Origin of the sequence: Pseudomonas sp. MBLB4123, from assembly GCF_051904775.1 — a bacterium.
GTDB lineage: Bacteria > Pseudomonadota > Gammaproteobacteria > Pseudomonadales > Pseudomonadaceae > Aquipseudomonas > Aquipseudomonas benzenivorans_B.
In genome coordinates, this window is record NZ_CP196711.1 from 4,037,475 (window position 1) to 4,060,400 (window position 22,926).

The 22,926-nt window shown below is 69.4% G+C and carries 23 protein-coding genes and 1 riboswitch; of the genes, 14 read left to right on the forward strand and 9 right to left on the reverse strand.

Going from position 1 to position 22,926, the window contains the following annotated elements; all coding sequences use genetic code 11:
* Positions 1-306: 306 nt before the first annotated feature.
* A complete protein-coding gene (gene katG / locus ACSX1C_RS18655; protein WP_439887364.1) occupies positions 307-2,517 on the forward strand; it encodes a catalase/peroxidase HPI in 2,211 nt (736 codons plus the stop codon).
* Between the two features lie 69 nt (positions 2,518-2,586).
* Here katG and uvrA read toward each other — a convergent pair whose 3' ends face one another.
* Positions 2,587-5,442, reverse strand: coding sequence for an excinuclease ABC subunit UvrA (uvrA, locus tag ACSX1C_RS18660; RefSeq protein ID WP_439887365.1), 2,856 nt, complete (start codon positions 5,440-5,442; stop codon positions 2,587-2,589).
* Between the two features lie 134 nt (positions 5,443-5,576).
* Between uvrA and ACSX1C_RS18665 the strand changes: the two genes are divergently transcribed.
* Genes ACSX1C_RS18665 through ACSX1C_RS18680 form a run of 4 tightly spaced genes read left to right on the forward strand, consistent with a single transcriptional unit; the run spans position 5,577 to position 9,306 of the window.
* Entirely contained in the window at positions 5,577-6,965 is a 1,389-nt protein-coding gene (locus tag ACSX1C_RS18665) for an MFS transporter (RefSeq protein WP_439887366.1), read from the forward strand.
* Positions 6,966-6,982: 17 nt separating this feature from the next.
* Positions 6,983-7,474 (forward strand): single-stranded DNA-binding protein, encoded by a 492-nt coding sequence (locus ACSX1C_RS18670; RefSeq protein ID WP_369958652.1) that lies wholly within the window; start codon positions 6,983-6,985, stop codon positions 7,472-7,474.
* 22 nt (positions 7,475-7,496) lie between these two features.
* Entirely contained in the window at positions 7,497-8,381 is an 885-nt protein-coding gene (locus ACSX1C_RS18675; RefSeq protein ID WP_439887367.1) for a sugar nucleotide-binding protein, read from the forward strand.
* Complete coding sequence (locus ACSX1C_RS18680; RefSeq protein WP_439887368.1) at positions 8,374-9,306, forward strand: NAD-dependent epimerase/dehydratase family protein; 933 nt, start codon at positions 8,374-8,376, stop codon at positions 9,304-9,306. The genes ACSX1C_RS18675 and ACSX1C_RS18680 overlap by 8 nt, the downstream gene beginning before the upstream one ends.
* A gap of 56 nt (positions 9,307-9,362) precedes the next feature.
* Here ACSX1C_RS18680 and ACSX1C_RS18685 read toward each other — a convergent pair whose 3' ends face one another.
* Complete coding sequence (locus ACSX1C_RS18685; protein ID WP_318643691.1) at positions 9,363-10,049, reverse strand: OmpW/AlkL family protein; 687 nt, start codon at positions 10,047-10,049, stop codon at positions 9,363-9,365.
* Between the two features lie 189 nt (positions 10,050-10,238).
* On the opposite strand from ACSX1C_RS18685, the gene ACSX1C_RS18690 reads away from it, so the two are divergent.
* The 6 genes from ACSX1C_RS18690 to ACSX1C_RS18715 are packed head-to-tail and all read left to right on the forward strand — an operon-like array spanning position 10,239 to position 15,100.
* Positions 10,239-11,009: a DUF3450 domain-containing protein gene (locus ACSX1C_RS18690; RefSeq protein WP_439887369.1), complete on the forward strand. Its 771-nt coding sequence runs from the start codon at positions 10,239-10,241 to the stop codon at positions 11,007-11,009.
* Complete coding sequence (locus ACSX1C_RS18695) at positions 11,006-12,355, forward strand: MotA/TolQ/ExbB proton channel family protein (RefSeq protein ID WP_439887370.1); 1,350 nt, start codon at positions 11,006-11,008, stop codon at positions 12,353-12,355. The genes ACSX1C_RS18690 and ACSX1C_RS18695 overlap by 4 nt, the downstream gene beginning before the upstream one ends.
* Positions 12,348-12,896 carry a MotA/TolQ/ExbB proton channel family protein gene (locus ACSX1C_RS18700; protein ID WP_318643688.1) on the forward strand — a complete coding sequence of 183 codons (549 nt, stop codon included), beginning with the start codon at positions 12,348-12,350 and terminating at the stop codon, positions 12,894-12,896. The genes ACSX1C_RS18695 and ACSX1C_RS18700 overlap by 8 nt, the downstream gene beginning before the upstream one ends.
* A gap of 11 nt (positions 12,897-12,907) precedes the next feature.
* Complete coding sequence (locus tag ACSX1C_RS18705) at positions 12,908-13,318, forward strand: ExbD/TolR family protein (protein WP_318643686.1); 411 nt, start codon at positions 12,908-12,910, stop codon at positions 13,316-13,318.
* Entirely contained in the window at positions 13,318-14,001 is a 684-nt protein-coding gene (locus tag ACSX1C_RS18710) for an energy transducer TonB (RefSeq protein ID WP_439887371.1), read from the forward strand. The genes ACSX1C_RS18705 and ACSX1C_RS18710 overlap by 1 nt, the downstream gene beginning before the upstream one ends.
* A 1-nt stretch (position 14,002) precedes the next feature.
* Positions 14,003-15,100: a tetratricopeptide repeat protein gene (locus ACSX1C_RS18715; protein ID WP_439887372.1), complete on the forward strand. Its 1,098-nt coding sequence runs from the start codon at positions 14,003-14,005 to the stop codon at positions 15,098-15,100.
* 51 nt (positions 15,101-15,151) lie between these two features.
* On the opposite strand, the gene ACSX1C_RS18720 is transcribed toward ACSX1C_RS18715, so the two are convergent.
* From ACSX1C_RS18720 to ACSX1C_RS18735, 4 genes are all read right to left on the reverse strand, one after another.
* Complete coding sequence (locus tag ACSX1C_RS18720) at positions 15,152-15,676, reverse strand: DUF3299 domain-containing protein (RefSeq protein ID WP_439887373.1); 525 nt, start codon at positions 15,674-15,676, stop codon at positions 15,152-15,154.
* A 9-nt stretch (positions 15,677-15,685) separates the two neighbouring features.
* The gene (locus ACSX1C_RS18725) at positions 15,686-16,951 is read right to left on the reverse strand and encodes an ABC transporter permease (RefSeq protein WP_439887374.1); all 1,266 of its coding nucleotides are present in this window, start codon (positions 16,949-16,951) and stop codon (positions 15,686-15,688) included.
* A 1-nt stretch (position 16,952) separates the two neighbouring features.
* Positions 16,953-17,660, reverse strand: coding sequence for an ATP-binding cassette domain-containing protein (locus tag ACSX1C_RS18730; protein WP_439887375.1), 708 nt, complete (start codon positions 17,658-17,660; stop codon positions 16,953-16,955).
* A gap of 69 nt (positions 17,661-17,729) precedes the next feature.
* Positions 17,730-18,323, reverse strand: coding sequence for a DUF2796 domain-containing protein (locus ACSX1C_RS18735; RefSeq protein WP_439887376.1), 594 nt, complete (start codon positions 18,321-18,323; stop codon positions 17,730-17,732).
* Between the two features lie 121 nt (positions 18,324-18,444).
* Here ACSX1C_RS18735 and ACSX1C_RS18740 point away from each other — a divergent pair, with 121 nt between their 5' ends.
* A complete protein-coding gene (locus ACSX1C_RS18740) occupies positions 18,445-18,795 on the forward strand; it encodes a hypothetical protein (RefSeq protein ID WP_439887377.1) in 351 nt (116 codons plus the stop codon).
* A gap of 41 nt (positions 18,796-18,836) precedes the next feature.
* On the opposite strand, the gene trxA is transcribed toward ACSX1C_RS18740, so the two are convergent.
* The 3 genes from trxA to ACSX1C_RS18755 form a co-directional block, all read right to left on the reverse strand.
* Entirely contained in the window at positions 18,837-19,709 is an 873-nt protein-coding gene (gene trxA, locus ACSX1C_RS18745; protein WP_439887378.1) for a thioredoxin, read from the reverse strand.
* 76 nt (positions 19,710-19,785) lie between these two features.
* On the reverse strand, positions 19,786-20,442 hold the full coding sequence (locus tag ACSX1C_RS18750) for a class I SAM-dependent methyltransferase (protein ID WP_439887379.1): 657 nt from the start codon (positions 20,440-20,442) through the stop codon (positions 19,786-19,788).
* The gene (locus ACSX1C_RS18755) at positions 20,439-20,876 is read right to left on the reverse strand and encodes a hypothetical protein (protein WP_439887380.1); all 438 of its coding nucleotides are present in this window, start codon (positions 20,874-20,876) and stop codon (positions 20,439-20,441) included. The genes ACSX1C_RS18750 and ACSX1C_RS18755 overlap by 4 nt, the downstream gene beginning before the upstream one ends.
* A gap of 130 nt (positions 20,877-21,006) precedes the next feature.
* Here ACSX1C_RS18755 and nrdR point away from each other — a divergent pair, with 130 nt between their 5' ends.
* Both nrdR and ribD read left to right on the forward strand, forming a co-directional pair.
* On the forward strand, positions 21,007-21,471 hold the full coding sequence (gene nrdR, locus ACSX1C_RS18760) for a transcriptional regulator NrdR (protein ID WP_318643675.1): 465 nt from the start codon (positions 21,007-21,009) through the stop codon (positions 21,469-21,471).
* On the forward strand, positions 21,471-22,589 hold the full coding sequence (ribD, locus tag ACSX1C_RS18765; RefSeq protein WP_439887381.1) for a bifunctional diaminohydroxyphosphoribosylaminopyrimidine deaminase/5-amino-6-(5-phosphoribosylamino)uracil reductase RibD: 1,119 nt from the start codon (positions 21,471-21,473) through the stop codon (positions 22,587-22,589). Before nrdR ends, ribD begins: the two co-directional genes overlap by 1 nt.
* 77 nt (positions 22,590-22,666) lie before the next feature.
* A riboswitch (FMN riboswitch) is annotated at positions 22,667-22,832 on the forward strand.
* The last annotated feature ends 94 nt before the right edge of the window (positions 22,833-22,926 follow it).

Sequence of the window (22,926 nt, forward strand, 5' to 3'; positions counted from 1 at the left end):
GACAACAAAAGAAATTCTCTATCGATCAATTGCTCTTAATGCATTGGTTCTGTTTCTGGGCTCGGTCTAGGCTGTTTCTATCGATGGCGCAGGCCAGTCGATTCGACCCGATTAGGGGGGGCAGCGCGTATGAGCCAGATGGCTGGCGGGCAAGCCGTGGCGGCGATCCGATCGCCGGCTTGGCGCCGCACGACTGTCGGCTGATCGAGACGCCGGCCCGGCGCTAGGCGCCCCGGTTCATCTATCACCACCCGGCCGTGAAATTGGGGCGGCTGATTGAATCTGAATAAGGAAGGTAGAGACGATATGACGACCGAAACCAAGTGCCCGTTCTCGGGCAGCGCTCTCAAGCACAGTGCCGGCGGTGGCACCTCGAACCGGCACTGGTGGCCGAACCAGCTGAATCTGCACCCCCTGCACCAGCACTCGTCACTGTCCAGCCCGTTGGACGAGGGCTTCAACTACGCCGAAGCATTCAAGAGCCTCGACCTGGATGCGGTGGTCAAGGACCTCACCGTGCTGATGACCGACTCCCAGGACTGGTGGCCGGCGGACTGGGGCCATTACGGCGGCCTGATGATTCGCATGGCCTGGCACGCCGCCGGCACCTACAGGGTGGCGGATGGTCGTGGCGGCGCGGGCACCGGCAACCAGCGCTTCGCGCCCCTGAACAGCTGGCCGGACAACGGCAACCTCGACAAGGCCCGTCGCCTGCTGTGGCCGATCAAGCAGAAGTACGGCAACAAGCTGTCCTGGGCCGACCTGATGATCCTCGCCGGCAACGTCGCCCTGGAATCCATGGGCTTCAAGACCTTCGGCTTCGCCGGCGGTCGTCCCGACATCTGGGCGCCGGAGGAGGACACCTACTGGGGGGCTGAGACCGAGTGGCTGGCCACCAGCGACAAGGCCAACAGCCGCTACTCCGGTGACCGCCAGCTGGACAACCCACTGGCGGCGGTGCAGATGGGCCTGATCTACGTGAACCCCGAAGGCCCGGACGGCAACCCCGATCCGGTGGCCTCGGGACGCGACGTGCGCGAGACCTTCGCCCGCATGGCGATGAACGACGAGGAGACCGTGGCGCTGGTGGCCGGCGGCCATACCTTCGGCAAGGCCCACGGCGCCGGCGATCCGGCCCTGGTCGGCGCCGAACCGGAAGGCGCGGATATCGCCGAGCAGGGCCTGGGCTGGATCAACAAGCTGGGCAGCGGCAAGGGCGCGGACACCACCACCAGCGGTATCGAGGGGGCCTGGAAGCCCAACCCGACCCAGTGGGACATGGGCTACCTCGACATGCTGTTCGGCTACGAGTGGGAGCTGACCAAGAGCCCGGCCGGCGCCCACCAGTGGACGCCGAAGAACTGCAAGGCGGAAGACCTGATTCCCGACGCCCACGATCCGTCGAAGAAGCACCCGCCGATGATGACCACCGCCGACCTGTCGCTGCGCATGGACCCGGCTTACGAGAAGATCGCCCGGCGCTTCCATCAGGACCCGCAGGCCTTCGCCGACGCTTTCGCCCGCGCCTGGTTCAAGCTGACCCATCGCGACATGGGGCCGCGCGCCCGTTACCTGGGCAAGCTGGTGCCCCAGGAAGAGCTGATCTGGCAGGACCCGATTCCGGCCCTCGACCACACCTTGGTCGATGCGCAGGACCTGTCTGCGCTCAAGGCCGAGGTGCTCGCCTCCGGCCTGTCGATCGCCGAGTTGGTGTCCACGGCCTGGGCCTCGGCCTCGACCTTCCGCGGCAGCGACAAGCGCGGCGGGGCCAACGGCGCGCGGATCCGCCTGGCGCCGCAGAAGGACTGGGCGGCCAACCAGCCGGCTCAGCTGGCCAGGGTCCTGGCGGCGCTGGAGCGCATCCAGAAGGACTTCAACGCCTCGGCCGCCGGTGGCAAGAAGATCTCCCTGGCCGACCTGATAGTGCTGGCCGGTTGCGCCGCGGTGGAGGCCGCCGCCCAGCAGGCCGGGCAGCAGGTGACGGTGCCCTTCAGTCCGGGGCGCATGGACGCCACGCAGGAGCAGACCGACATCGAGGCCTTCGCGGTGCTCGAGCCCAAGGCCGACGGCTTCCGCAACTACGCGATGCCGGGGCTGGAGGGTTTCACGGCCGAGTTGCTGGTCGACAAGGCCCAGCTGCTGACCCTGACCGCGCCGGAGATGACGGTGCTGGTCGGTGGCCTGCGCGCCCTCGACGCCAATGTCGGCAAGAGCCCGCACGGCGTGTTCACCCAGCGTCCGGGAGTCCTGAGCAACGACTACTTCGTCAATCTGCTCGACATGGGCACCCAGTGGCAGCGCTCGGCGGGGGATGCGAACGTGCTCGAAGGCCGCGCCCGCAAGAGCGGTGAGTTGAAGTGGACCGGCACCGTGGTCGATCTGCTGTTCGGCTCCAACTCCCAGCTGCGTGCCCTGGCCGAGGTCTATGCCCAGGGCGATGGCCAGGAGAAGTTCGTCCGAGACTTCGTCGCGGCCTGGACCAAGGTGATGAACCTGGATCGCTTCGACCTGGTGTAACGCTAGGCGCCTCGGTAAACGCCAAAGCCCCGGTCTTCCGGGGCTTTGGCGTGCTCGGTGGCGACCGGGTCAGGCCTCGGCGGCGGTCGCGGGCGTGCGCTCGCGCTGCAGCAGCGGACGGAGGAAGTGGCCGGTGTGCGACTGGGGCATCTCGGCCACCTCTTCCGGGGTGCCGGTGGCGATGATCATGCCGCCCTTGGAGCCCCCCTCGGGGCCGAGGTCGACCAGCCAGTCGGCGGTCTTGATCACGTCCAGGTTGTGCTCGATCACCACCACGGTGTTGCCGTGGTCGCGCAGGCGATGGAGCACGTCGAGCAGCTGCTGGATGTCGGCGAAGTGCAGGCCGGTGGTCGGTTCGTCGAGGATGTACAGGGTCTTGCCGGTGTCGCGCTTGGACAGCTCGCGTGACAGCTTGACCCGCTGCGCCTCGCCGCCGGACAGGGTGGTCGCGCTCTGTCCCAGCTTGATGTAGGACAGGCCGACGTCCATCAGGGTCTGCAGCTTGCGGGCGATGGCCGGCACCGCGTCGAAGAAGGCGCGGGCCTCCTCGATGGTCATGTCGAGCACCTCGGTGATGCTCTTGCCCTTGTACTTCACCTCCAGGGTCTCGCGGTTGTAGCGCTTGCCCTTGCACACGTCGCAGGGCACGTAGATGTCGGGCAGGAAGTGCATCTCCACCTTGATCACGCCGTCGCCCTGACAGGCCTCGCAGCGTCCGCCCTTGACGTTGAAGGAGAAGCGCCCCGGGCCGTAGCCGCGCGAGCGCGACTCCGGCACCCCGGCGAACAGCTCGCGGATCGGGGTGAACAGGCCGGTGTAGGTGGCCGGGTTGGAGCGCGGCGTGCGGCCGATCGGGCTCTGGTCGATGTCGACCACCTTGTCCAGGTGTTGCAGGCCGTCGAAGCCGTCGTGGGACGCGGCTTCCAGGGTGGTGGCGCCGTTCAGCGCGGTGGCCGCGAGGGGGAACAGGGTGTTGTTGATCAGGGTCGACTTGCCCGAGCCGGACACTCCGGTGACGCAGGTGAGCAGCCCGACCGGAATCTCCAGGTCGACGTTGCGCAGGTTGTTGCCGCGGGCGCCCTTGAGCTTGAGCAGCCTCTTGCGGTCGACGGGCGTGCGGGTTTCCGGGTAGCGGATGCGCTCGCGCCCCGAGAGGTATTTGCCGGTCAGCGAGTCCGGGTGGCTCATGACCTGGTCCGGGGTGCCCTCGGCGACTATCTGGCCGCCGTGCACGCCGGCGCCCGGGCCGATATCGACCACGTAGTCGGCCAGGCGGATGGCGTCTTCGTCGTGCTCCACCACTATGACCGTGTTGCCCAGGTTGCGCAGGTGGGTGAGGGTGCCGAGCAGACGCTCGTTGTCGCGCTGGTGCAGGCCGATGGACGGTTCGTCGAGGATGTACATCACCCCCACCAGGCCGGCGCCGATCTGGCTGGCCAGGCGGATGCGCTGGGCCTCGCCGCCGGACAGGGTGTCGGCGCTGCGGTCCAGGGTCAGGTAGTCGAGGCCGACGTTGACCAGGAACTGCAGGCGCTCGCGGATTTCCTTGAGGATCTTCTCGGCGATCTCGCCGCGGCGGCCGGAGAGATGCAGCTCGCCGAAGTAGTCGCAGGCCTCGCCCACCGGCAGGCCGGTGACCGCCGGCAGGGTGCGTTCGCCGATCCATACGTGGCGGGCCTCGCGGCGCAGGCGGGTGCCGCGGCAGTCCGGGCAGGGCTGGGTGCTGAGGAACTTGGCCAGTTCCTCGCGTACGCTGGCCGACTCGGTCTCGCGGTAGCGCCGCTCCAGGTTCGGCACTATGCCCTCGAAGGGGTGGGAGCGCTTGACGATATCGCCGCGGTCGTTGAGGTACTTGAAGTCGACGTTCTGCGCGCCGCTGCCGAACAGGATGACCTTCTGCTGCTCGGCGGCCAGCTCGTCGAAGGGAATCTCCAGGCTGAAGCCGAAATGCGCGGCCAGGGAGCCGAGCATCTGGAAGTAGTAGACGTTGCGCCGGTCCCAGCCGCGGATCGCGCCTTCGGCCAGGGTCAGCTCGCCGTTGATCAGGCGCTTGGCGTCGAAGAACTGCTTGACCCCCAGGCCGTCGCAGGTGGGGCAGGCGCCGGCCGGGTTATTGAAGGAGAACAGCTTGGGCTCCAGCTCGCTGATCGAGTGGCCGCAGTGGGGGCAGGCGAAGCGCGCGGAGAAGATGATCTCCTCGCCTTCTTCCCCGTCCATGGGCGCCACCAGGGCGATGCCGTCGGCCAGGCCGAGGGCGGTCTCGAAGGACTCGGCCAGGCGCTGCTGCAGGTCCTCGCGGACCTTGAAGCGATCCACCACCACGTCGATGGAGTGCTTCTTCTGCTTGTCCAGCTTGGGCAGCTCGTCCAGCTCAAAGAGCTTGCCGTCGACCCGGGCGCGGACGAAGCCCTGGGCGCGCAGTTCCTCGAACACCGACAGGTGCTCGCCCTTGCGCTCGCGTATGACCGGGGCCAGCAGCATCAGCTTGCGGCCCTCGGGCAGGGCCAGCACCTGGTCGACCATCTGGCTGACGGTCTGCGCCTCCAACGGCACGTCGTGGTCCGGGCAGCGCGGGATGCCGACGCGGGCATAGAGCAGGCGCAGGTAGTCGTAGATCTCGGTGATGGTGCCGACGGTGGAGCGCGGGTTGTGCGAGGTGGATTTCTGCTCGATGGAGATGGCCGGGGACAGGCCCTCGATGGTATCGACATCGGGCTTCTCCATCATCGACAGGAACTGCCGGGCGTAGGCCGACAGGGATTCGACGTAGCGGCGTTGGCCCTCGGCGTAGAGGGTGTCGAAGGCCAGGGAGGACTTGCCGGAGCCGGACAGGCCGGTGATCACGATCAGTTTGTCGCGCGGCAGGGTCAGGTCGATGTTCTTCAGGTTATGGGTACGTGCCCCACGGATCAGAATCTTGTCCACAAACAGCGGCCTCGCATGGCGGGCGGAAACCCGCGAGTATAGGGCCTGGCGTCGCCCTGCGGCAAAGTGCGCGCCTGTGCCGCGGACGGGATGGCTGCTAGAATCGCCGCCTTGTTTCGGTAGGGCTTTGGTAAATGCACGATTCGCACAGCGAGCGCATGAGTGGCGGCGAAACCCGCGCGGCCGGTGGTCTGGCGCTGGTGTTCGCCTTCCGCATGCTCGGCATGTTCATGGTGTTGCCGGTGCTGGCGACCTACGGCATGGAGCTGGCCGACAGCACGCCGGCGCTGATCGGCCTGGCCATCGGCGCCTACGGCCTGACCCAGGCGCTGCTGCAGATTCCCTTCGGCATGCTCAGCGACCGCATCGGCCGGCGCCCGGTGATCTATGCCGGGCTGCTGATCTTCGCCGCCGGCAGCGTGCTGGCGGCCAACGCCGACTCCATCTGGGGAGTGGTCGCCGGGCGCGTGCTGCAGGGCGCCGGCGCCATCTCCGCGGCGGTGATGGCGCTGCTCTCGGACCTGACCCGCGAGCAGCACCGGACCAAGGCCATGGCCATGATCGGCATGAGTATCGGCCTGTCCTTCGCCGTCGCCATGGTGGTCGGGCCGTTGCTGACCCGCGCCTTCGGCCTGTCCGGGCTGTTCTGGGCCACCGCGGCCATGGCCCTGCTGGGCATCCTGATAGTCGCCGGCCTGGTGCCGCGCACGGCCGGGCCGCTGCAGCACCGCGAGTCGGGGGTGGCCAAGCAGGCGCTGTGGCCGACGCTCAAGCACGCCGACCTGCTGCGTCTGGACTTCGGCATCCTGGCCCTGCATGCCATCCTCATGGCCAGTTTCGTCGCCCTGCCGCTGGCCCTGGTGGAGCAGGGTGGGCTGGCCAAGGAAGAGCACTGGTGGGTGTACCTGACCGCGCTGCTGATCGGTTTCTTCGGCATGGTGCCCTTCATCATCTACGGCGAGAAGAAGCGCCGGATGAAGCGGGTGCTGCTCGGTGCGGTGGCCGTGCTGCTGGCCTGCGAGCTGTACTTCTGGGCGTTCGGCGACAGCCTGCGCGCGCTGGTGCTGGGCACCGTGGTGTTCTTCACCGCCTTCAACCTGCTGGAGGCCTCGCTGCCCTCGCTGATCAGCAAGGTCGCCCCGGCCGGCGGCAAGGGCACGGCGATGGGGGTGTACTCCACCAGCCAGTTCCTCGGCGCGGCCCTGGGCGGCATCCTCGGTGGCTGGCTGTATCAGCACTACAGCCTGTCGGGTGTGTTCCTCGGCTGCGCCCTGCTGGCCCTGCTTTGGCTGGTCTTTGCTGTTACTATGCGCGAACCGCCTTATGTCACCAGCCTGCGCCTGCCGCTTTCAGCCGCGGCCTTGCAAGAAGCGGGGCTGGCCGAGCGATTACTGGCCGTGCCCGGAGTGGCGGATGCCGTGGTGGTGCGTGACGAGGCCGCCCTCTACATCAAACTGGATACCCAACAATTGGATCGCACGTCCCTGGAACGCCTGATCGAAGCGGCGCCGGCGACGTGCTGAAAGCCTAGGAGAACGTTATGGCCCGTGGGGTTAACAAAGTCATTCTGGTCGGCACCTGCGGACAGGACCCGGAAACCCGCTACCTGCCCAGCGGCAACGCGGTGACCAACCTGAGCCTGGCCACCAGCGAGCAGTGGACCGACAAGCAGACCGGACAGAAGGTCGAGAAGACCGAGTGGCACCGCGTGGCGCTGTTCGGCAAGGTCGCCGAGATCGCCGGCGAGTACCTGCGCAAGGGCTCCCAGGTGTACATCGAGGGCAAGCTGCAGACCCGCGAGTGGGAGAAGGACGGCGTCAAGCGCTACACCACCGAGGTCATCGTCGACATGCAGGGCACCATGCAGCTGCTCGGCGGCCGCCCGAGCGGCGACAGCGGCGACAACGCACCGCGTCAGCAGCGTCCGGCACCGCAGCGCGCCCCGCAGCAGCCGGCTTCGCGCCCGGCCCCGCAGCAGCCGGCCCAGCCGGCGGCGGACTTCGACAGCTTCGACGACGACATCCCCTTCTGATCGCCTGAGTTCAGCCTAAATCATGCGAATGCGCCTGATGCTGCTGGGGGGCGGTAACGCGCTGGGGCAGACCCTGATCCGCCTCGGCGCCGAGGAAGACATCGGCTTTCTCGCGCCGCGCCCGCCGGAAGGCGGCTGGGATGCCGCCAGCCTGACCCAGCTGCTCGACGACACCCGTCCCGACGCCCTGGTCAACCTGGCCTACTACTTCGACTGGTTCCAGGCCGGGGCGGTGGACGTCGCGCGTCTGGCCGCCCAGGAGCGGGCGGTCGAGCGCCTGGCCGAGCTCTGCCGGCATCACGACATCCGCCTGGTGCAGCCTTCCAGCTATCGGGTATTCGACGGCTCGCGGGTGACCGCCTACAGCGAGAAGGAAGACCCGCAGCCCCTGGGCGGTCGTGGCCAGGCCTTGCTGCGTCTGGAGCAGAGCGTGCGCGCGGTCTGCCCCAAGCATGTGTTGCTGCGCTTCGGCTGGTTGCTGGACGACAGTCCCCAGGGCCTGCTGGCGCGCTTCCTGGCCCGGGCCGAGGCGGGCGGCGAGCTGAGCCTCGCCGACGACAGGCGCGGCAACCCGACGCCGGTGGACGATGCCGCCCGGGTGATCCTCGCCGTGCTCAAGCAGCTCGATTGTCAATCGCCGCTGTGGGGCACCTACCACTACGGCGGCCATGAGGCGACCACCGCCCTGGCCCTGGGGCAGGCGGTGCTCGGCGAGGCGCGCAACTACCGCCACGACCTGGTGGAGGAAATCAGCCCCCAGGCCCATGCCGCGCGCCCCGATGCGGCCGAAGAGCCGCAGCATGCGGTGCTGGCCTGCAAGAAGATCCTCCATACCTTCGGCATCAAGCCGCGCGCCTGGCGCGCCGGGCTGCCGAGCCTGCTGGACCGCTACTACCGCCATGTCTGACGCGCCCATCCTGATCACCGGCGGTGCCGGCTTCATCGGCTCGCACCTGGTCGACGCCCTGCTCGCCCAAGGCCAGGCCGTACGGGTGCTGGACGACCTGTCGATGGGCAAGCGCAGCAATCTACCGCTGGACAATCCGCGTCTGCAGCTGATCGAAGGCGACGTGGCCGACGCCGCTCAGGTGAACGAGGCCGTGGCCGGCTGTCGCGCGGTGGCGCACCTGGCGGCGGTGGCCTCGGTACAGGCTTCGGTGGATGATCCGGTGAGCACCCACAGGAGCAACTTCGTCGGCACCCTCAACGTCTGCGAGGCCATGCGCGTGCACGGCGTCAAGCGCGTGCTGTTCGCCTCCAGTGCGGCGGTCTATGGCAATAACGGCGAAGGCCAGGCCATCGACGAGGACACGCCGAAGGCGCCGCTGACGCCCTACGCGGCGGACAAGCTGGCCAGCGAGCATTACCTGGACTTCTATCGGCGCCAGCATGGCCTGGAGCCGGCGATCTTCCGCTTCTTCAACATCTTCGGGCCGCGCCAGGACCCGTCCTCGCCCTATTCCGGGGTGATCAGCATCTTCACCCAGCGCGCCCAGCAGGGGCAGCCGATCACGGTGTTCGGCGATGGCGAGCAGACCCGCGACTTCTTCTACATCGCCGACCTGATCGCGGTGCTGCTGCAGGCGCTGTCCGCGCCTGCAGCCGTGCCGGGGGCGGTGAACGTCGGCTGGAACCAGGCCACCAGTCTCAACCAGCTACTGGCCGAGATCGGCGGGCTGTTCGGCGGCCTGCCGGCGGTCAGTCATGAGGCGCCGCGGGCTGGTGACATCCGCCACTCGCGGGCGGACAACCGGCGCTTGCAGGACGGTTACCGGCTGCCGCCGCCCACCCCGCTGCGCCTGGGGCTGCAGCGCCTGTTGGGCCTCGCCTGAGGCGTGCACTGAATAAAAAAGCCGGCGCAATGCCGGCTTTTTCGTGGGGGCAGGACTCAGAATCGGTAGCCCAGGCCGACCATATAGACCCAGGGATCGACTTCCACATCGACCTTGACCTTCTGTCCGGCAAAGGAGGTGGTGCCCGTGGTGTCGATGTCGATATAGCGCACCTGGCCGTTGATCAGCAGGTTTTCGCCGAGCATGTAGTCCATGCCCAGTTGGGCGGCCAGGCCCCAGGAGTCCTCCATGTCCAGGCCACGGAAGCCCTTGGTCTCGGCTTCGCTGCTCAGCTTGTCGTCGAAGAACCAGGTGTAGTTGATGCCCGCGCCTACATAGGGCTGGAAGCGCGAACCGCCGTCCAGCGGGTAATACACCAGGCTCAGGGTCGGCGGCAGCTGCTTGAGCTCGCCCAGCTTGCCGTTCAGGCCGGCGAAGGCGCCCGGCATGCCTTTCACGCCGACATCATGGGTGAAGGGCGTCGCCGCCAGCAGTTCGATGCCGAGGTGATCGTTCAGCATATAGGCGAAGTTCAGGCCCAGCTGGGTGTCGCTGTTGAGCGAGGCCTTGGTGCCGGCTACGTTGCTGTTCAGTGCACCCACCCAGATATCGCTGCTGTTCTCTTGCGGATCGACGGTGATGGCGCCGGCACGGACCAGGATATCGCCGGCCTGGTAGGCCTGGGCGAGGGGGGCGGCCACTGCCATGGCCAGGAGGGAGAGGGTGAGCAGGGACTTGCGCATGGTGGCTCCGGTCGAGTCATCGAGGGCTGTTGGTTGCGAATGATGTTAGGGAGCTAAGAAAATCGACACTTGATCCAGCTCAATAAAAGCCCCCGGCCTTCTGCGGCCTTTTGTCCGTTGCTTTCGCCCTATTCGCGGATGATAATGTTTCTCTTTTTGATCTGAGCCCTTTGGACGAGGACAGTCCCCATGCCCCCTCATACCCTTCGCGCGCTGGCCGCTGCCTTGCTGCTCGGCAGCACGCCGCTGTTGGCGGCGCCGTTGGACGCCGCGCTGGACGAAAGCCAGCGCCTGGCCGCCGAGGCCAAGGCCTCGCAGGCGCGCATCGAGCAATTGGATGACGCCAGCCGGGCGATGCTCGGCGAATACCGCAATGCCCTGCAGCAAGCCGAGGCGCTGAAGGGTTACAACGCCCAGCTGCGCGAGTTGGTGGCGGCCCAGCGCAAGGAACTGGCGGGCTATCAGCAGCAGCTGGATGGCATCGAGCGTACCCAGGAGGCGGTCACGCCGCAGATGCGCCGGATGGTCGAGGTGCTCGGCCAGTTCGTCGCCGCCGACCTGCCGTTCCTGCCCGAGGAACGCAGCGACCGCCTGGCCCAGCTGCAGGAGCTGCTGCCACGGGCCGACGTCAGCCTGGCGGAGAAGTACCGGCGCATCCTCGAGGCCTACCAGGTCGAGAGCGACTATGGCCGCACCCTGGAGGCCTGGCGCGGCGAATTGGCGAGCGAAGCCGGTGCCCGCAGCGTCGAGTTCCTCCGGCTCGGCCGCACCATGCTCTACTACCAGACCCTCGACGGTCACGAGAGCGGCTGGTGGAACCCGCAGAGCGGCAGCTGGCAGCTGCTCGACGGCGCTGCCCGGCGCCCGCTGCACCAGGCCATCGCCATCGCCCGCCAGGAGCAGGCTCCGGCGCTGCTCGAACTGCCGGTGCGCCCGCTGAACCAGGAGGCTGTCCGATGAACCGCCGTTTTCTCGCCGTCGTGCTCCTCGGTCTGTTGCCGACGCTGGCCGGCGCCGCCGAGCCGCTCAATCCCGATCAACTGCTGCAGCGCATCCGCAGCGAGCGTGCCGCCGAGGCTTCGGCCATGGCCGCGCGCGAGCAGGCCTTCGTCGCCGAGCGGGGCGAGCGGGCCCGCTTGCTGGCCACGGCCAAGGCCGCCTTGCAGGTGCAGGAAGCCGAAGCCGCGCGGCTGAAGGCCGAGTTCGATCGCCTGGAGGCCGAACTGGCCGCGCAGGAAAAGCTGCTGGCCCAGCGCGCCGGCCACCTCGGCGAGCTGTTCGGCGTGGTCCGGCAGAGCGCCGGCGATGTCGCCGGCCAGTGGCAGGACAGCCTGCTCAACGCCCAGTACCCCGAGCGCCTGCAGCGCCTCGAGGCCCTGGCCGAGAGCCGCAGCCTGCCGTCGGCCGAAGACCTCGACGGCTACTGGATGCTGCTGCTCGAAGACCTGGCCGCCAGCGGCCGCATCGAGCGCCTGGAACTGCCGGTGGTGGCCGCCGACGGCGTGCGCCGGGTGCAGCCGGTGCTGCGCGTCGGCAGCTTCGCCGCCTTCGGCGAGGACGCCTTCCTGCGCTACGACGCCGATGCCGGCGAGCTGCTGGCGCCGTTGCGCCAGCCCTCCGGCCTGGGCCTGGTGAACGATTACCTGGAGAGCGCAAACGCCCTCGCCCCTCTGCCGATCGACCCCAGCCGCGGCAACCTGCTGGCGCAGTTGCAGCGCCAGCCGAGCCTGTGGGATCGGGTGCAGCAGGGGGGGCTGGTCGGTGGCCTGATCCTGGCATTGGGGGCGCTGGGCCTGATCCTGGCGCTCTGGCGCCTGGTGTACCTGGCCGGCGTCGGCCGCGGGGTCGGTGCGCAGATCCGCGAGCTGGGCACGCCGCGCGCCGACAACCCCCTGGGCCGGGTGATCGGCGTGCTGGGGCCCAAGCCGCAGCTGGCCGATCTGGAGACCCTGGAGCTGAAGCTGGACGAGGCGATCCTGCAGGAGACCCCGCCGCTGGAGAAGGGCCAGGGGCTGCTCAAGCTGCTGGCCGCGGTGGCGCCGCTGCTCGGCCTGCTGGGCACCGTGACCGGCATGATCGTCACCTTCCAGGCCATCACCCAGAGCGGTGGCGGCGACTCGCGGCTGATGGCCGACGGCATCTCCCAGGCCCTGGTGACCACGGTGCTGGGCCTGGTGGTGGCGATCCCGCTGCTGTTCCTGCACAGCCTGCTGGCCAGCCGCAGCAAGGGCCTGATCCAGCTGCTCGAGCAGCAGAGCGCCGGGCTGATCGCCCTGCACCTGTCCGGGGCGCCGCGCCGTGACTGACGGCTTCGGCCTGTGGCTGCGGCTGCTCGACGGCGGTCATGCGCTGTTCGACCTGATGGCCGCCGGCGGCGTGGTGATGTGGGGCCTGGCCGGGCTCTGCGTGCTGTTCTGGACCCTGGTGTTCGAGCGCTTCTGGTTCATGCGCCGGGTCTTCCCGCGCTGGGTGCGTGAGCGCCGCCGGGCCTGGCAGCAGCTGCTGGCCGAGGAGGCCGGCAGCTGGCAGCGGGCGGTGCGCAGCGCCTGGCTGGCCCAGGCCCGGCAGCAGCTGGCCGGGCCCCTGCGCCTGGGCAAGACCCTGGTGGCGCTGTACCCGCTGCTCGGCCTGCTCGGCACCGTCAGCGGCATGGTCGCGGTGTTCGACGTGCTGGCCATCAACGGCACCGGCAATCCCCGTGCCATGGCCGCGGGCGTGTGGCAGGCGACCCTGCCGACCCTGGCCGGGATGGTCCTGGCCATCAGCGGATTGTTCAGCCTGGCGCGTCTGGAACGCGACGCCCGCCGGGCCCTCGAGCGGCTGGCCGACCAGCTGCGTCACGACTGAGAGCTGCAACCATGAGAATGCGTCGCCATCACCAGCAAGACGAGGACACCGGCATCGACCTGACGCCGATGCTCGACGTGGTCTTCATCATGCTGATCTTCTTCATCGTCACCAGCTCCTTTATCAAGGAGTCGGGGGTCGAGGTGCAGCGCCCCCAGGCGCAGACCGCCAGCCCCCAGGACAAGGGCAATATCCTCATCGCCATCACCGCCGACGGCCAGGTCTGGCTGGATAAGCAGGTGGTCGACGTGCGCAGCGTACGCGCCCATGTCGAGCGCCTGCGCGTCGATCAGCCGGACGGCGCGGTGGTGGTGCAGGCCGACCAGGACGCGCGCACCGGCCTGGTGGTGCAGGTGATGGACCAGGCGCGCCTGGCCGGGGTGCAGGACGTGGCCCTGGCCGCCAGTTCGGGAGCGCTCTGATGCGCCTGGCGCTGTCGTTCCTGGGGGCTTGCCTGATGGCCCTGGCGTTGTTCGCGCTGATGCTCTACATGGTGGCGCCGCCGCGCAGTCAGCCGTCCGACGAGCCGCTGGTGGTGGCCAACTTCGTGCGTCTGGCCGGCGAGTCCAGCAGCAGCGCGCCGCGCAGTCGACAGCAGGCGCCACAGCCGCCCCAGGCGCAGCCGCCGCAGCCGCCGATGCCCAGTGCCCCCACGGCCATGGCGCCGAGCCCCAGCCTGCCGACCCTGGACCTGCCGCTGCCGAACCTGAGCAGCGCGGTCAGTCTGGCCAGCGCCCCGGCGCCGAGCCTCAGCGGCCTGGTGGCCGGTGCCACGGCGCCCGGCGCGGAGGCGCCGAGCGAGTCCGCAGGCCGCCCCGGCGGCCCGGAAAGCGAGGTGATGCCGCTCAACGACGTCAGCCCCGAGTATCCGCGCTACGCCCTGCAGCGCGGCATCCAGGGCCATGTCAAGCTGGCCTTCACCATCAACCGCGCCGGCGCGGTGGAGAACCTGCGGGTGCTCGAGGCCAGCCCGCAGAACGTCTTCGAGCGCGAGGCGCGCCGCGCCGCGGTGCGCTGGCGCTTCGCCCCGCGTACCGAGAACGGCCTGGCAGTGGCCCGCGAGGCGGTCAAGACCCTGTATTTCCGCCTGGAAGGAGGGCGCTGAGATGTCCCGTCTATTGCTGTCGTTGCTGCTCTGCGCGGCCGGTGCCGTGCAGGCCGCCACCCAGAGCATCGAACCCGGGGTGTTTCGCGCCCTGAACCAGGCCCAGACGGCCCAGCAGCAGGGCGACTACGCCACGGCCCGGCGCGCCCTGGACGGCGCCAAGGCCCGGCCCGGCAGCCTGGAGCAGGCCCTGCTGTGGCGCAGCCGTGGCTACCTGGCCTGGGCCCAGGGACAGAATGTCCAGGCCATCGACTGGCTGGACAAGGCCCTAGCCAGCGGCCGCCTGGATGCCGAGTCGCAGGCCAACGAGCGGCTCAATCTGGCCCGCCTCAACCTGCTCGAGCGCCGCTATGCCCGGGTCGTCGAGCTGCTCGCGCCACAGCAGGCCGGCGCCGCCGAGGAGGTGTTGCAGCTGCTGGTGCAGGCCTACCAGGGCCAGGGGCAGCCGGCCAAGGCCCTGCCCCTGGCCGAGCGCTACGTGCAGGCCAACCCGCGAGCGGCCGACAGCTGGCTGCAGTTCCTGGTGGCGGTCAATGCCGACCTCAAGCGCTATCCGGCCGCGGAGCGCTGGCAGCGCCAGCTGCTGGCACGCAAGCCCGACGACAGCCGGCAATGGCGACAACTGGCCGCCCTGCAGCAGATGGCCGGCCGTTATGACCGGGCCCTGGCCACCCTGCGCGCGGCCTATGCCAAGGGCCTGCGCTTCAGTGCCGCGGAACTGGACAACCTGGTGGTCCTGGCCGGCGCCGCCGGGCAGCCCTGGCAGGGCGCCCAGCTGCTGGCCGGGCTGCTCGACAGTGGCCTGCTCGCCAATAGCCGTCAGCGCCAGGAGCGCCTCGGCCTGTTCTGGTGGCAGGCCCGTGAGCGCAGCCGGGCGGCCGCGGTGTTGCGACCGCTGGCCGAGCGCACCGGTAGCGGCGAGCTGTGGCTGCAGGTCGCCCAGTTGGAGCTGGAGCAGCACCACTGGAAGGCCGGGCTGGCGGCGTTGAACCGGGCCGAGGGCGCCGGCGCCCCGCGCAGCCAGGTGCGCTCCTGGCGCCAATGGGCCGAGAACGAGTTGCGCTTCGAGCGGGACAATCGTCTGGCCAGCCGCAACTGACGGGCCGGCGGGACACGCAGAAGCCAGGCCCTCGGGCCTGGCTTTGGCGTTTCAGCTGTCGGGCAGCTCGTAGGGGTAGATCTTGTCGGCGGCCATCCGGTAGCCGGCCTCGGCCAGCTCGCTGCTGCTCGCCTCGACCCGCAGCGGCCCCTCGATCCAGAAGGGCTGGTACAGGGCATCGAGGCGCACGCCCAACTCGGCGGTGACATGCACGATCTGGTTGGACGGCGGTGGCGGCACATGGATGCAGGCGCCGAAGTAGGGCACCAGGAGGAACTCGGTGACGCGCCCCTCGTCGGTCACGTCCAGCGGCACTATATAGCCGGGCAGCTTCACCGCCTGGCCATCCAGGGCCGCGACCACCGGGGCGGCGGGAGCTTGCTGTTTAGCCGCCGGGCCCGACTCGGCGGCCAGGGCGTCGGCCAGTTGCGACAGGTCGTGCACGGGTGCCGGTGCGCTGATTGGCGGCGGGGCGTCGGCGGGGACCAGTTCGCCCCAGGTCAGTTCACGTACCACGCCGGCCCAGGACGGCAGGACCAGGGTGAGCAGCAGGGCGGCGAGCAACGGGCGGGGCATGGAACAACCTCATAGGCGAATGGACAGGCCGTCGGCCAGCGACTGGCGGTAGGCGCGCCAGGCCGGCACACCGCCCATCAGCAGGGCGGCGGCCAGGATAGCGCCGAGCAGCGTCCACTCATAGAGCGTCGGCACCGTCAGGGCCAGGTACAGACCATAGTGGGCCTGCACCGGCCCCTGGGCGGCGGCGATGCCCAGGTACAGCAGGGCCAGGCCGAGCAGGGCGCCGGCCAGGGCCAGCGCCAGGGCTTCGAGTACCAGCAGGCCGGCGATCTGCCAGGGGCGGGCGCCGACCGAGCGCAGGATCGCCATCTCCCGGCGGCGCTCGTTGAGGCTGGTGAGGATCGCCGTGAGCATGCCGATCAAACCGGTCAGCACGACGAACAGCGAAACCACGAACAGCGCCTGTTCCGCCGTGCCCATCAGGCTCCACAACTCCTGCAGGGCGACCCCGGGGAGGATCGCCAGCAGCGGCTCGCCGCGGTACTCGTTGATCTCCCGTTGCAGGCTGAAGGTGGCGATCTTGCTGCGCAGGCCCAGCAGTACGGCGGTGATCTGCTCGGGCTGCAGGTCCATGGCGCGGGCCTGTTCGGCGCTGACCCGGGCCGCGCCGCGGGCCGGCATGCCGCCCTGCCAGTCGACATGCAGCGCCTGCATGCCGGCCAGGGAGATGTGCAGGGTGCGGTCCACCGGCGTGCCGGTGCGGGCGAGTACGCCGACCACGCGGAACGGCTTGTCGTCGTGCTTGAGCAGGCTGATGCTGGCCACGCCATGGGCCAGCACCAGGTCGTCGCCGAGGCGGTAGTGCAGGGCCTCGGCCACCTCGGCGCCGAGCACCACCTCGAACGGGTCGTCGGCGAAGGGGCGGCCCTCGCGCAGGCGCAGGGGCTGGCTGCGGGCGTAACGGTAATGCTCGAAATACCCCTGGCTGGTACCCAGCACCCGGTAGCCGCGGTGCGAGTCGCCGAGGGAAAGGGGGATGGCCCACTTGACCTGGCGGTGCGCGGCGAGCTGCTCGTAGCTGGTCCAGCGGATGTTGTTGGTGGCGTTGCCGATGCGGAACACCGAGTACAGCAGCAAATTCAGGCTGCCGGCGCGGGCGCCGACTATCAGGTCGGTGCCGCTGATGGTGCTGGCGAAGCTGGCGCGGGCCTCGTGGCGTACCCGCTCCACGGCCAACAGCAGGCAGACGGACAGGGCGATGGCGAACACCGTGAGCAGCGCGGTGAAACGGCGGTTGGCCAGGCTGGCCAGGGCGATGCGCAGCAGGTGCATCTCAGGTCTCCCGGGGCATGGTGGCGCGGTTGAGGTCGGCCAGCGACAGGCTGCGGTCGAACAGCGGTGCCAGGCTCTGGTCGTGGCTGACGAACAGCAGGCTGGCGCCGGCCGCGCGGCATTCGGCGAACAGCAGCTGGAGGAAGGCCTCGCGGCTGTCGGCATCCAGCGCCGAGGTCGGCTCGTCGGCGATCACCAGCTCCGGTTGGCCGATCAGTGCGCGGGCCGCGGCGACCCGCTGCTGCTGGCCGATCGACAGCTGGTCGGCACGCCGCCCGAGCAGCTCGGGGGCCAGGCCCAGGTGTTCGAGCAGGGCCGCGGTGGCGCCATCGATGCTGCCGTGGCGCTGCACCGCGCGCTGGGCGCGCAGGCGCGAGAAGCGGCAGGGCAGTTCGACGTTCTCGCGCACCGAGAGAAAGGGCAGCAGGTTGAATTGCTGGAAGATATAGCCGGTGTGGTCGACCCGGAAGCGGTCGCGGGCCGCGGGCGACAGTGCGTCGAGGGCCTGGTCGAGCAGGCGGACGGTGCCGCGCTGGGCCAGCTGCACGCCGCCGAGCAGGCCCAGCAGGGTGGTCTTGCCGCTGCCGCTGGGGCCCTTGAGGAACAGGCTTTCGCCGCGTTGCAGGGTGAAACTGGGGATGTCCAGCAACTCGGCCTGGCCGGGCCAGGCGAAGCCGAGGTCGGCGAGTTCGATCAGAGGTCGGGTCATGGTCCGGCTATCGGCGGGTTCGTGGGCCAGGGTTGCGGTAATGGGGGCGGTTCTCCGCCCCGCAAGGGGTCAGAAGCTCAGGCGCGGCTGCGCGGGGGTCAGTTCGGCCCCCTGCTGGCCGCTCGGGCCGATCAGTTGTACCTGAATTTTCGTGGTGGTGGGGAAGCGTTCGAACAGTTCGGCCAGGTTCAGCTGCTTGAGTTCGTCGGGCTTTTTGCAGTCGAGTTGGTAATGCGCATGGATTTCGCTGTGTTCGCCGTGTGTTTCGTCGCCGTGATGTCCTTCATGCTCATGTTCGCCATCTTCGAACAGCGGGCTCTCCAGTTCCGTCTCGCTCAGACTGCAATCGCCTGCATTCAGGCCGAACAGGGCCTGCGGGTTTTGCAACTGACTGCGCGCGGCGGCGACCTTGGCCTTATCGGCGGCGCTCTTGGCGGCGTGCTCGAAACCCACCAGGTTCATCGCAGGGCTTTCCAGTTGCAATTCCAGCAGCTGGCCATCGAGCACCAGGTTGAGGCTGGCGACGCCGTGCTCGTGGGCGCCCAGGCTGCCATGCGCCTGGTCGTGCTCATGGTGGTGGCCGTGATCGTGGTGGTGTTCGTTGGCTTGGGCGATGGCCTGGGGGAGGAGTGCGAAGGGCAGGGCGAGCAGCAGGTGACGCATGGTGAGGGACTCCTGTCGATATTTGGTTATGTTATAACAACTTTTGCCGGCGCTCGACCAGTCCCTTGGCCGGACGAGTGCGACATGGGAGCATGGTCGCCTCTATAGCGAGGGCGACGAGATGCTGCGTATTCGTGGACGCATCGGCGACTGGCCGGTGGACCTGACAGTGGAGCTGGGCCCCGAGGACTGGGCGCAGCTGGCCGCCCAGCTGCCAGCCGCCGTGGCGCCGGAGCCTGTCGAGGCCACGCCGGTCGGGGCGGCGGTGCAGAGCGATGCCCGGTGGCAGACTTGCTTGGCGCTGGTGCGCCAGGCCGGACGGATCGAGGGCCCGCAGCTGCTCGAGCAGTTGGCCGGGCTGGCCGGGGGGGAGGCGGCGGGCAAGCGCCTGCTGGTGCGTCTGCGCCATTGCGCGCAGGTGCGCGTGGAGGCGGGGGAGGATGCGCCGGTCTACCACTGGATAGGCGGCTAGGCCGGAGTTCCCCGGTCTGTATCCAGCCGGGGGCGGCGGGCTCAGTAGATCGCCTGGTACAGCTTGCGCCGGTAAACGGTGACCAGCGGGTGGTCGTTGCCCAGCAGGTCGAACACCTGCAGCAGGCTCTTGTGGGCCACGCCGTCGGCATAGCCGCGATTGCGCACGAACAGCTTGAGCAGGGCATCCAGCGCCGCCTCGTACTGCTGGCGCGCCAGTTGCTGGATGGCCAGCTGGTAGGCCGCCTCGTCGTCTTCGCCGTTCTGCGCCAGGCGGCTCTTCAGGCTGGCGACCTCCGGCAGGTCGGCGGCCTGGCGCAGGAAGGTCAGCTGGGCGCGGGCGCCGGCCAGGGCCTGCTTGTGTTCGTCGCCCTGGATCGCGTCGAGCACGGTCTCGGCTTCGCCGAGCTCGCCGCGCTCGGCCAGGCAGCGGGCATAGAGGATCAGCGCGGCGGCGTTTTCATTGTCCTCGACGAGCAGCTGCTTGAGCAGGTTCTCCGCCTCGCCGATGCGGCCGTCGGCGAACAGTGCCTGGGCGTCCTGCAGCAGGTCGGCCTGGGGCGCCGGCGGTTCGGCGACATGGGGCTGGAGCATGGCGCGGATCGCCGACTCCGGCTGGGCCCCGGCGAAGCCGTCGACCGGCTGGCCGTCCTTGAACAGCACCACGGTGGGCAGGCTGCGGATGCCGAAGCGCATGACGATGTCCTGTTCGGCGTCGCAGTCGACCTTGGCCAGCAGCAACTCGCCCTGGTAGCCCTCGGCGATCTGCGCCAGCAGCGGCATCAGCGCCTTGCACGGCGCGCACCATTCGGCCCAGAAGTCCACCAGCACCGGTTTGTGGAAGGAGTTCTGGATGACCAGCTGTTCGAAGTTGGCGGCGCCGGATACGTCGAAGATATAGGGGGTGTCGCTCATGATCGGTCTCGGGCAGGGACAGGGAGGGTAGGACTATAGATGCGGCCGCGGGCGCGCGGATACAAGGGCGCGCGCCTCAATCGCGTCGCGCGTGATACAGGCTGACCCGGCGAAACTCCGCCGGCTCGGCCAGGTCCGGCCAGGTGCAGGCCTCCAGCATGGCGAGGCGGCGGTACAGTGGGTGCTGGAAGTCGCGCACCCGCGAGTCGGCGACCAGGGCCTGGCGGCCGCGGCCGAGGAACTGGTCGAGCAGCGGCAGGTTGGCGCGGTCGTAGAGCACGTCGGCGACCAGAATCAGGTCGAAGCGGTCGGCCTCGGCGAAGAAGTCGGCCGAGTAGCCCAGCTCGACGCCGTTGAGTTCGGCGTTGGCCCGGCAGGCGGCGAGCGCCAGTGGGTCCAGGTCGCAGGCCACCACCTCGCGGGCGCCGGCTCTGGCCGCGGCGATCGCCGCCACCCCGGAGCCGGCGCCGAAATCCAGCACGCGCTTGCCGCGCACCCAGTCCGGCTGCTCGGCCAGCCAGCGGGCCAGCACCAGGCCACTGGCCCAGCAGAAGCACCAGTAGGGCGGCTCCTCGAGGATGCGCCGGGTCTCCTCGGGGCTGAAGGCGCGGTCCATGTTGCTCGCTTCGATCAGCCACAGGCGCAGCGCCGTGCCGGGCAGCGGCGTGGCGGCCAGGCGGGCGTCGCCGAGCCGTTCGCCCAGCGCCGCCTGCAGCTCGCGGGGCGGGATCATGGCGCGGGCACCAGGCGCAGGGTGCCGACGGCCTGGCTGCCGGCGTGGCGGATGGTCAGCGGCGGCAGGCGCAGGATCAGCTGGCCGGAGCGGTGGGCGCGGCCGCGCAGCTCGACGCGCAGGGATTGGGGAAAGGATTGCGGGTTGAAGATCAGGCGGAAGGGCAGGGCGCCGCCGTTGCCGCTGAGCTGGATATTGCCCAACAGGCCCTGGGGCAGGCCGCGTGGGTCCAGGGTCAGCAGGGCCAGCTCGACCTCGGCGCCGCTGGGCACGCCGAGCAGCTGGCCGCTAAGCTCGCGCAGGTGCTCGGGCACCGGTGGCGGGGGTGCGGCCGGCTTGGGGCTGGCCGCTGGCGGCGCGGCGGTGTCGGGGGCGCTCGCACAGGCAGCGAGCAATACGGCCAGGGCAAGTGCGGCAAGCGGTCTCGGCGACATGGAGAGGTCCATCGGCACGGGTGCCATGAAGCTTAGTTGCAGGCGCGCCTGTATACCCTAAAGTCCGCGGCTTGTCTTGCCGGCGGGATGCGCTACCATGGCGCCTTCCCGTTCAAGGCGACTGCCCTCTATGCACTGTCCGTTCTGCGGTGCCAACGACACCAAGGTCATCGATTCGCGCCTGGTCGCAGAGGGCGAGCAGGTGCGCCGCCGGCGCGAGTGCCTGGCCTGCGAGGAGCGCTTCACCACCTTCGAAACCGCCGAGCTGGTGATGCCGCGGCTGATCAAGCAGGACGGCAGCCGTCAGCCCTTCGACGAGGAGAAGCTGCGTGCCGGCATGCAGCGCGCCTTGGAGAAGCGGCCGGTGAGCATCGAGCGCCTGGAGGCGGCCATCGCCCATATCAAGCACAAGCTGCGCGCCACCGGCGAGCGCGAGATCAAGTCGCTGGTGCTCGGCGAACTGGTGATGGGCGAGTTGCAGAAGCTCGACGAGGTCGCCTATATCCGCTTCGCCTCGGTGTACCGGCGCTTCCAGGACCTCAACGAATTCCGCGAGGAGATCGACCGGTTGTCCCGCGAACCGTCGAAAGACTGATGCACAACACCGATCAGGGCTTCATGGCCCGTGCCCTCGAGCTGGCCCGCAAGGGCCTGTACTCCACCCATCCCAATCCGCGCGTCGGCTGCGTCATAGTCGTCGACGGACGCATCATCGGTGAGGGCTGGCATGCCCGGGCCGGGGAGCCCCATGCCGAGGTGCATGCGCTGCGCCAGGCCGGCGACCGGGCCCGGGGCGCCACCGCCTATGTCACCCTGGAGCCCTGCAGCCATCATGGCCGCACCCCGCCCTGCGCCGATGCGCTGATCGCCGCCGGCGTCGCGCGAGTGGTCGCGGCCATGCGCGACCCCAACCCGCAGGTGGCCGGCAACGGCCTGGCGCGCCTGCAGCAGGCCGGCATCGAGGTGCACTGCGGCGTGCTCGAGGCCGAGGCGCGCAGCCTCAACGCGGGCTTCGTCAAGCGCATGGAGCAGGGGCTGCCACTGGTGCGAGTCAAACTGGCGATGAGCCTGGACGGTCGCACCGCCATGGCCAGCGGTGAGAGTCAATGGATCACCGGCCCGGCGGCACGGTCGGCGGTGCAGCGCCTGCGCGCCCGCTCCAGCGTGGTCTTGAGCGGCGCCGACACGGTGCTGGCCGATGGCGCGCTGTTGACCGTGCGCCCGGACGAGCTGGGCCTGGGCGCCGAACTGACCGCCCTGGCCGCGGCCCGTCCACCGCTGCGGGTGCTGGTCGACGGGCGCCTGCGGGTGCCGCTGGACGTGCCGTTCTTCCAGGCCGGGCCGGCGCTGGTGGCCACCTGTGCCGCGGCCGCGGCGCGCGAGCGCTTCCTCGAGGAGGGGCACGAGCTGCTGGCCGTGCCCGGCAGCAACGGTCATGTACACCTGGGCAAGTTGCTGGCCGAGCTGGCCGCCCGCGGCGCCAACGAGGTGCTGGTCGAGGCCGGGCCACGCCTGGCCGGCGCCTTCGCCCGCCAGGGGCTGGTCGACGAATACCAGTTGTTCGTCGCGCCCAAGCTGCTCGGCTCCAGCGCCCGCCCGCTGCTCGACCTGCCCCTGGCGCGCATGGCCGAGGCCCTGGAGCTGAAGATCGTCGACCTGCGCGCCGTGGGCGATGACTGGCGGATCGTCGCCGTGCCCAAGGGCAGGGACTGAGCGGCCGGGTGCGGGCCTCGGACCATGCAGGGCGGGGGCAATTGTGGTACAACGCGTCTCGGCCATTTGGGTGGCCGCAACGTTCTCAGGGCGGGGTGCGATTCCCCACCGGCGGTAATGGCGCGCAAGGCGCCTAGCCCGCGAGCGCTTGCCGAGGGTCCTGTCGCAGGGCGCCGGCAAGGTCAGCAGACCCGGTGCGATTCCGGGGCCGACGGTCACAGTCCGGATAAAGAGAGAGCGGGATTGTCTGCAAGGGGGCCGTAGCCGGCGCCTGCCAGATCCCTTTCGATCAGTCACGCCCTGTTTTTGATAAACAGGAGTTCGTCCAGATGTCACA

Bases quoted from the DNA above. Each gene is read 5' to 3' on its own strand.
- ACSX1C_RS18730 (WP_439887375.1), bottom strand. From the start codon at position 17,660: ATGACCCGACCTCTGATCGAACTCGCCGACCTCGGCTTCGCCTGGCCC.
- katG (WP_439887364.1), top strand. From the start codon at position 307: ATGACGACCGAAACCAAGTGCCCGTTCTCGGGCAGCGCTCTCAAGCAC.
- ACSX1C_RS18755 (WP_439887380.1), bottom strand. From the start codon at position 20,876: ATGTCGCCGAGACCGCTTGCCGCACTTGCCCTGGCCGTATTGCTCGCT.
- ACSX1C_RS18680 (WP_439887368.1), top strand. From the start codon at position 8,374: ATGTCTGACGCGCCCATCCTGATCACCGGCGGTGCCGGCTTCATCGGC.
- trxA (WP_439887378.1), bottom strand. From the start codon at position 19,709: ATGAGCGACACCCCCTATATCTTCGACGTATCCGGCGCCGCCAACTTC.
- ACSX1C_RS18675 (WP_439887367.1), top strand. From the start codon at position 7,497: ATGCGAATGCGCCTGATGCTGCTGGGGGGCGGTAACGCGCTGGGGCAG.
- ACSX1C_RS18720 (WP_439887373.1), bottom strand. From the start codon at position 15,676: ATGCCCCGCCCGTTGCTCGCCGCCCTGCTGCTCACCCTGGTCCTGCCG.
- ACSX1C_RS18710 (WP_439887371.1), top strand. From the start codon at position 13,318: ATGCGCCTGGCGCTGTCGTTCCTGGGGGCTTGCCTGATGGCCCTGGCG.
- ACSX1C_RS18740 (WP_439887377.1), top strand. From the start codon at position 18,445: ATGCTGCGTATTCGTGGACGCATCGGCGACTGGCCGGTGGACCTGACA.
- ACSX1C_RS18690 (WP_439887369.1), top strand. From the start codon at position 10,239: ATGCCCCCTCATACCCTTCGCGCGCTGGCCGCTGCCTTGCTGCTCGGC.
- ribD (WP_439887381.1), top strand. From the start codon at position 21,471: ATGCACAACACCGATCAGGGCTTCATGGCCCGTGCCCTCGAGCTGGCC.
- ACSX1C_RS18695 (WP_439887370.1), top strand. From the start codon at position 11,006: ATGAACCGCCGTTTTCTCGCCGTCGTGCTCCTCGGTCTGTTGCCGACG.
- ACSX1C_RS18725 (WP_439887374.1), bottom strand. From the start codon at position 16,951: ATGCACCTGCTGCGCATCGCCCTGGCCAGCCTGGCCAACCGCCGTTTC.
- ACSX1C_RS18750 (WP_439887379.1), bottom strand. From the start codon at position 20,442: ATGATCCCGCCCCGCGAGCTGCAGGCGGCGCTGGGCGAACGGCTCGGC.
- nrdR (WP_318643675.1), top strand. From the start codon at position 21,007: ATGCACTGTCCGTTCTGCGGTGCCAACGACACCAAGGTCATCGATTCG.
- ACSX1C_RS18715 (WP_439887372.1), top strand. From the start codon at position 14,003: ATGTCCCGTCTATTGCTGTCGTTGCTGCTCTGCGCGGCCGGTGCCGTG.
- ACSX1C_RS18705 (WP_318643686.1), top strand. From the start codon at position 12,908: ATGAGAATGCGTCGCCATCACCAGCAAGACGAGGACACCGGCATCGAC.
- ACSX1C_RS18665 (WP_439887366.1), top strand. From the start codon at position 5,577: ATGCACGATTCGCACAGCGAGCGCATGAGTGGCGGCGAAACCCGCGCG.
- ACSX1C_RS18735 (WP_439887376.1), bottom strand. From the start codon at position 18,323: ATGCGTCACCTGCTGCTCGCCCTGCCCTTCGCACTCCTCCCCCAGGCC.
- ACSX1C_RS18685 (WP_318643691.1), bottom strand. From the start codon at position 10,049: ATGCGCAAGTCCCTGCTCACCCTCTCCCTCCTGGCCATGGCAGTGGCC.
- ACSX1C_RS18670 (WP_369958652.1), top strand. From the start codon at position 6,983: ATGGCCCGTGGGGTTAACAAAGTCATTCTGGTCGGCACCTGCGGACAG.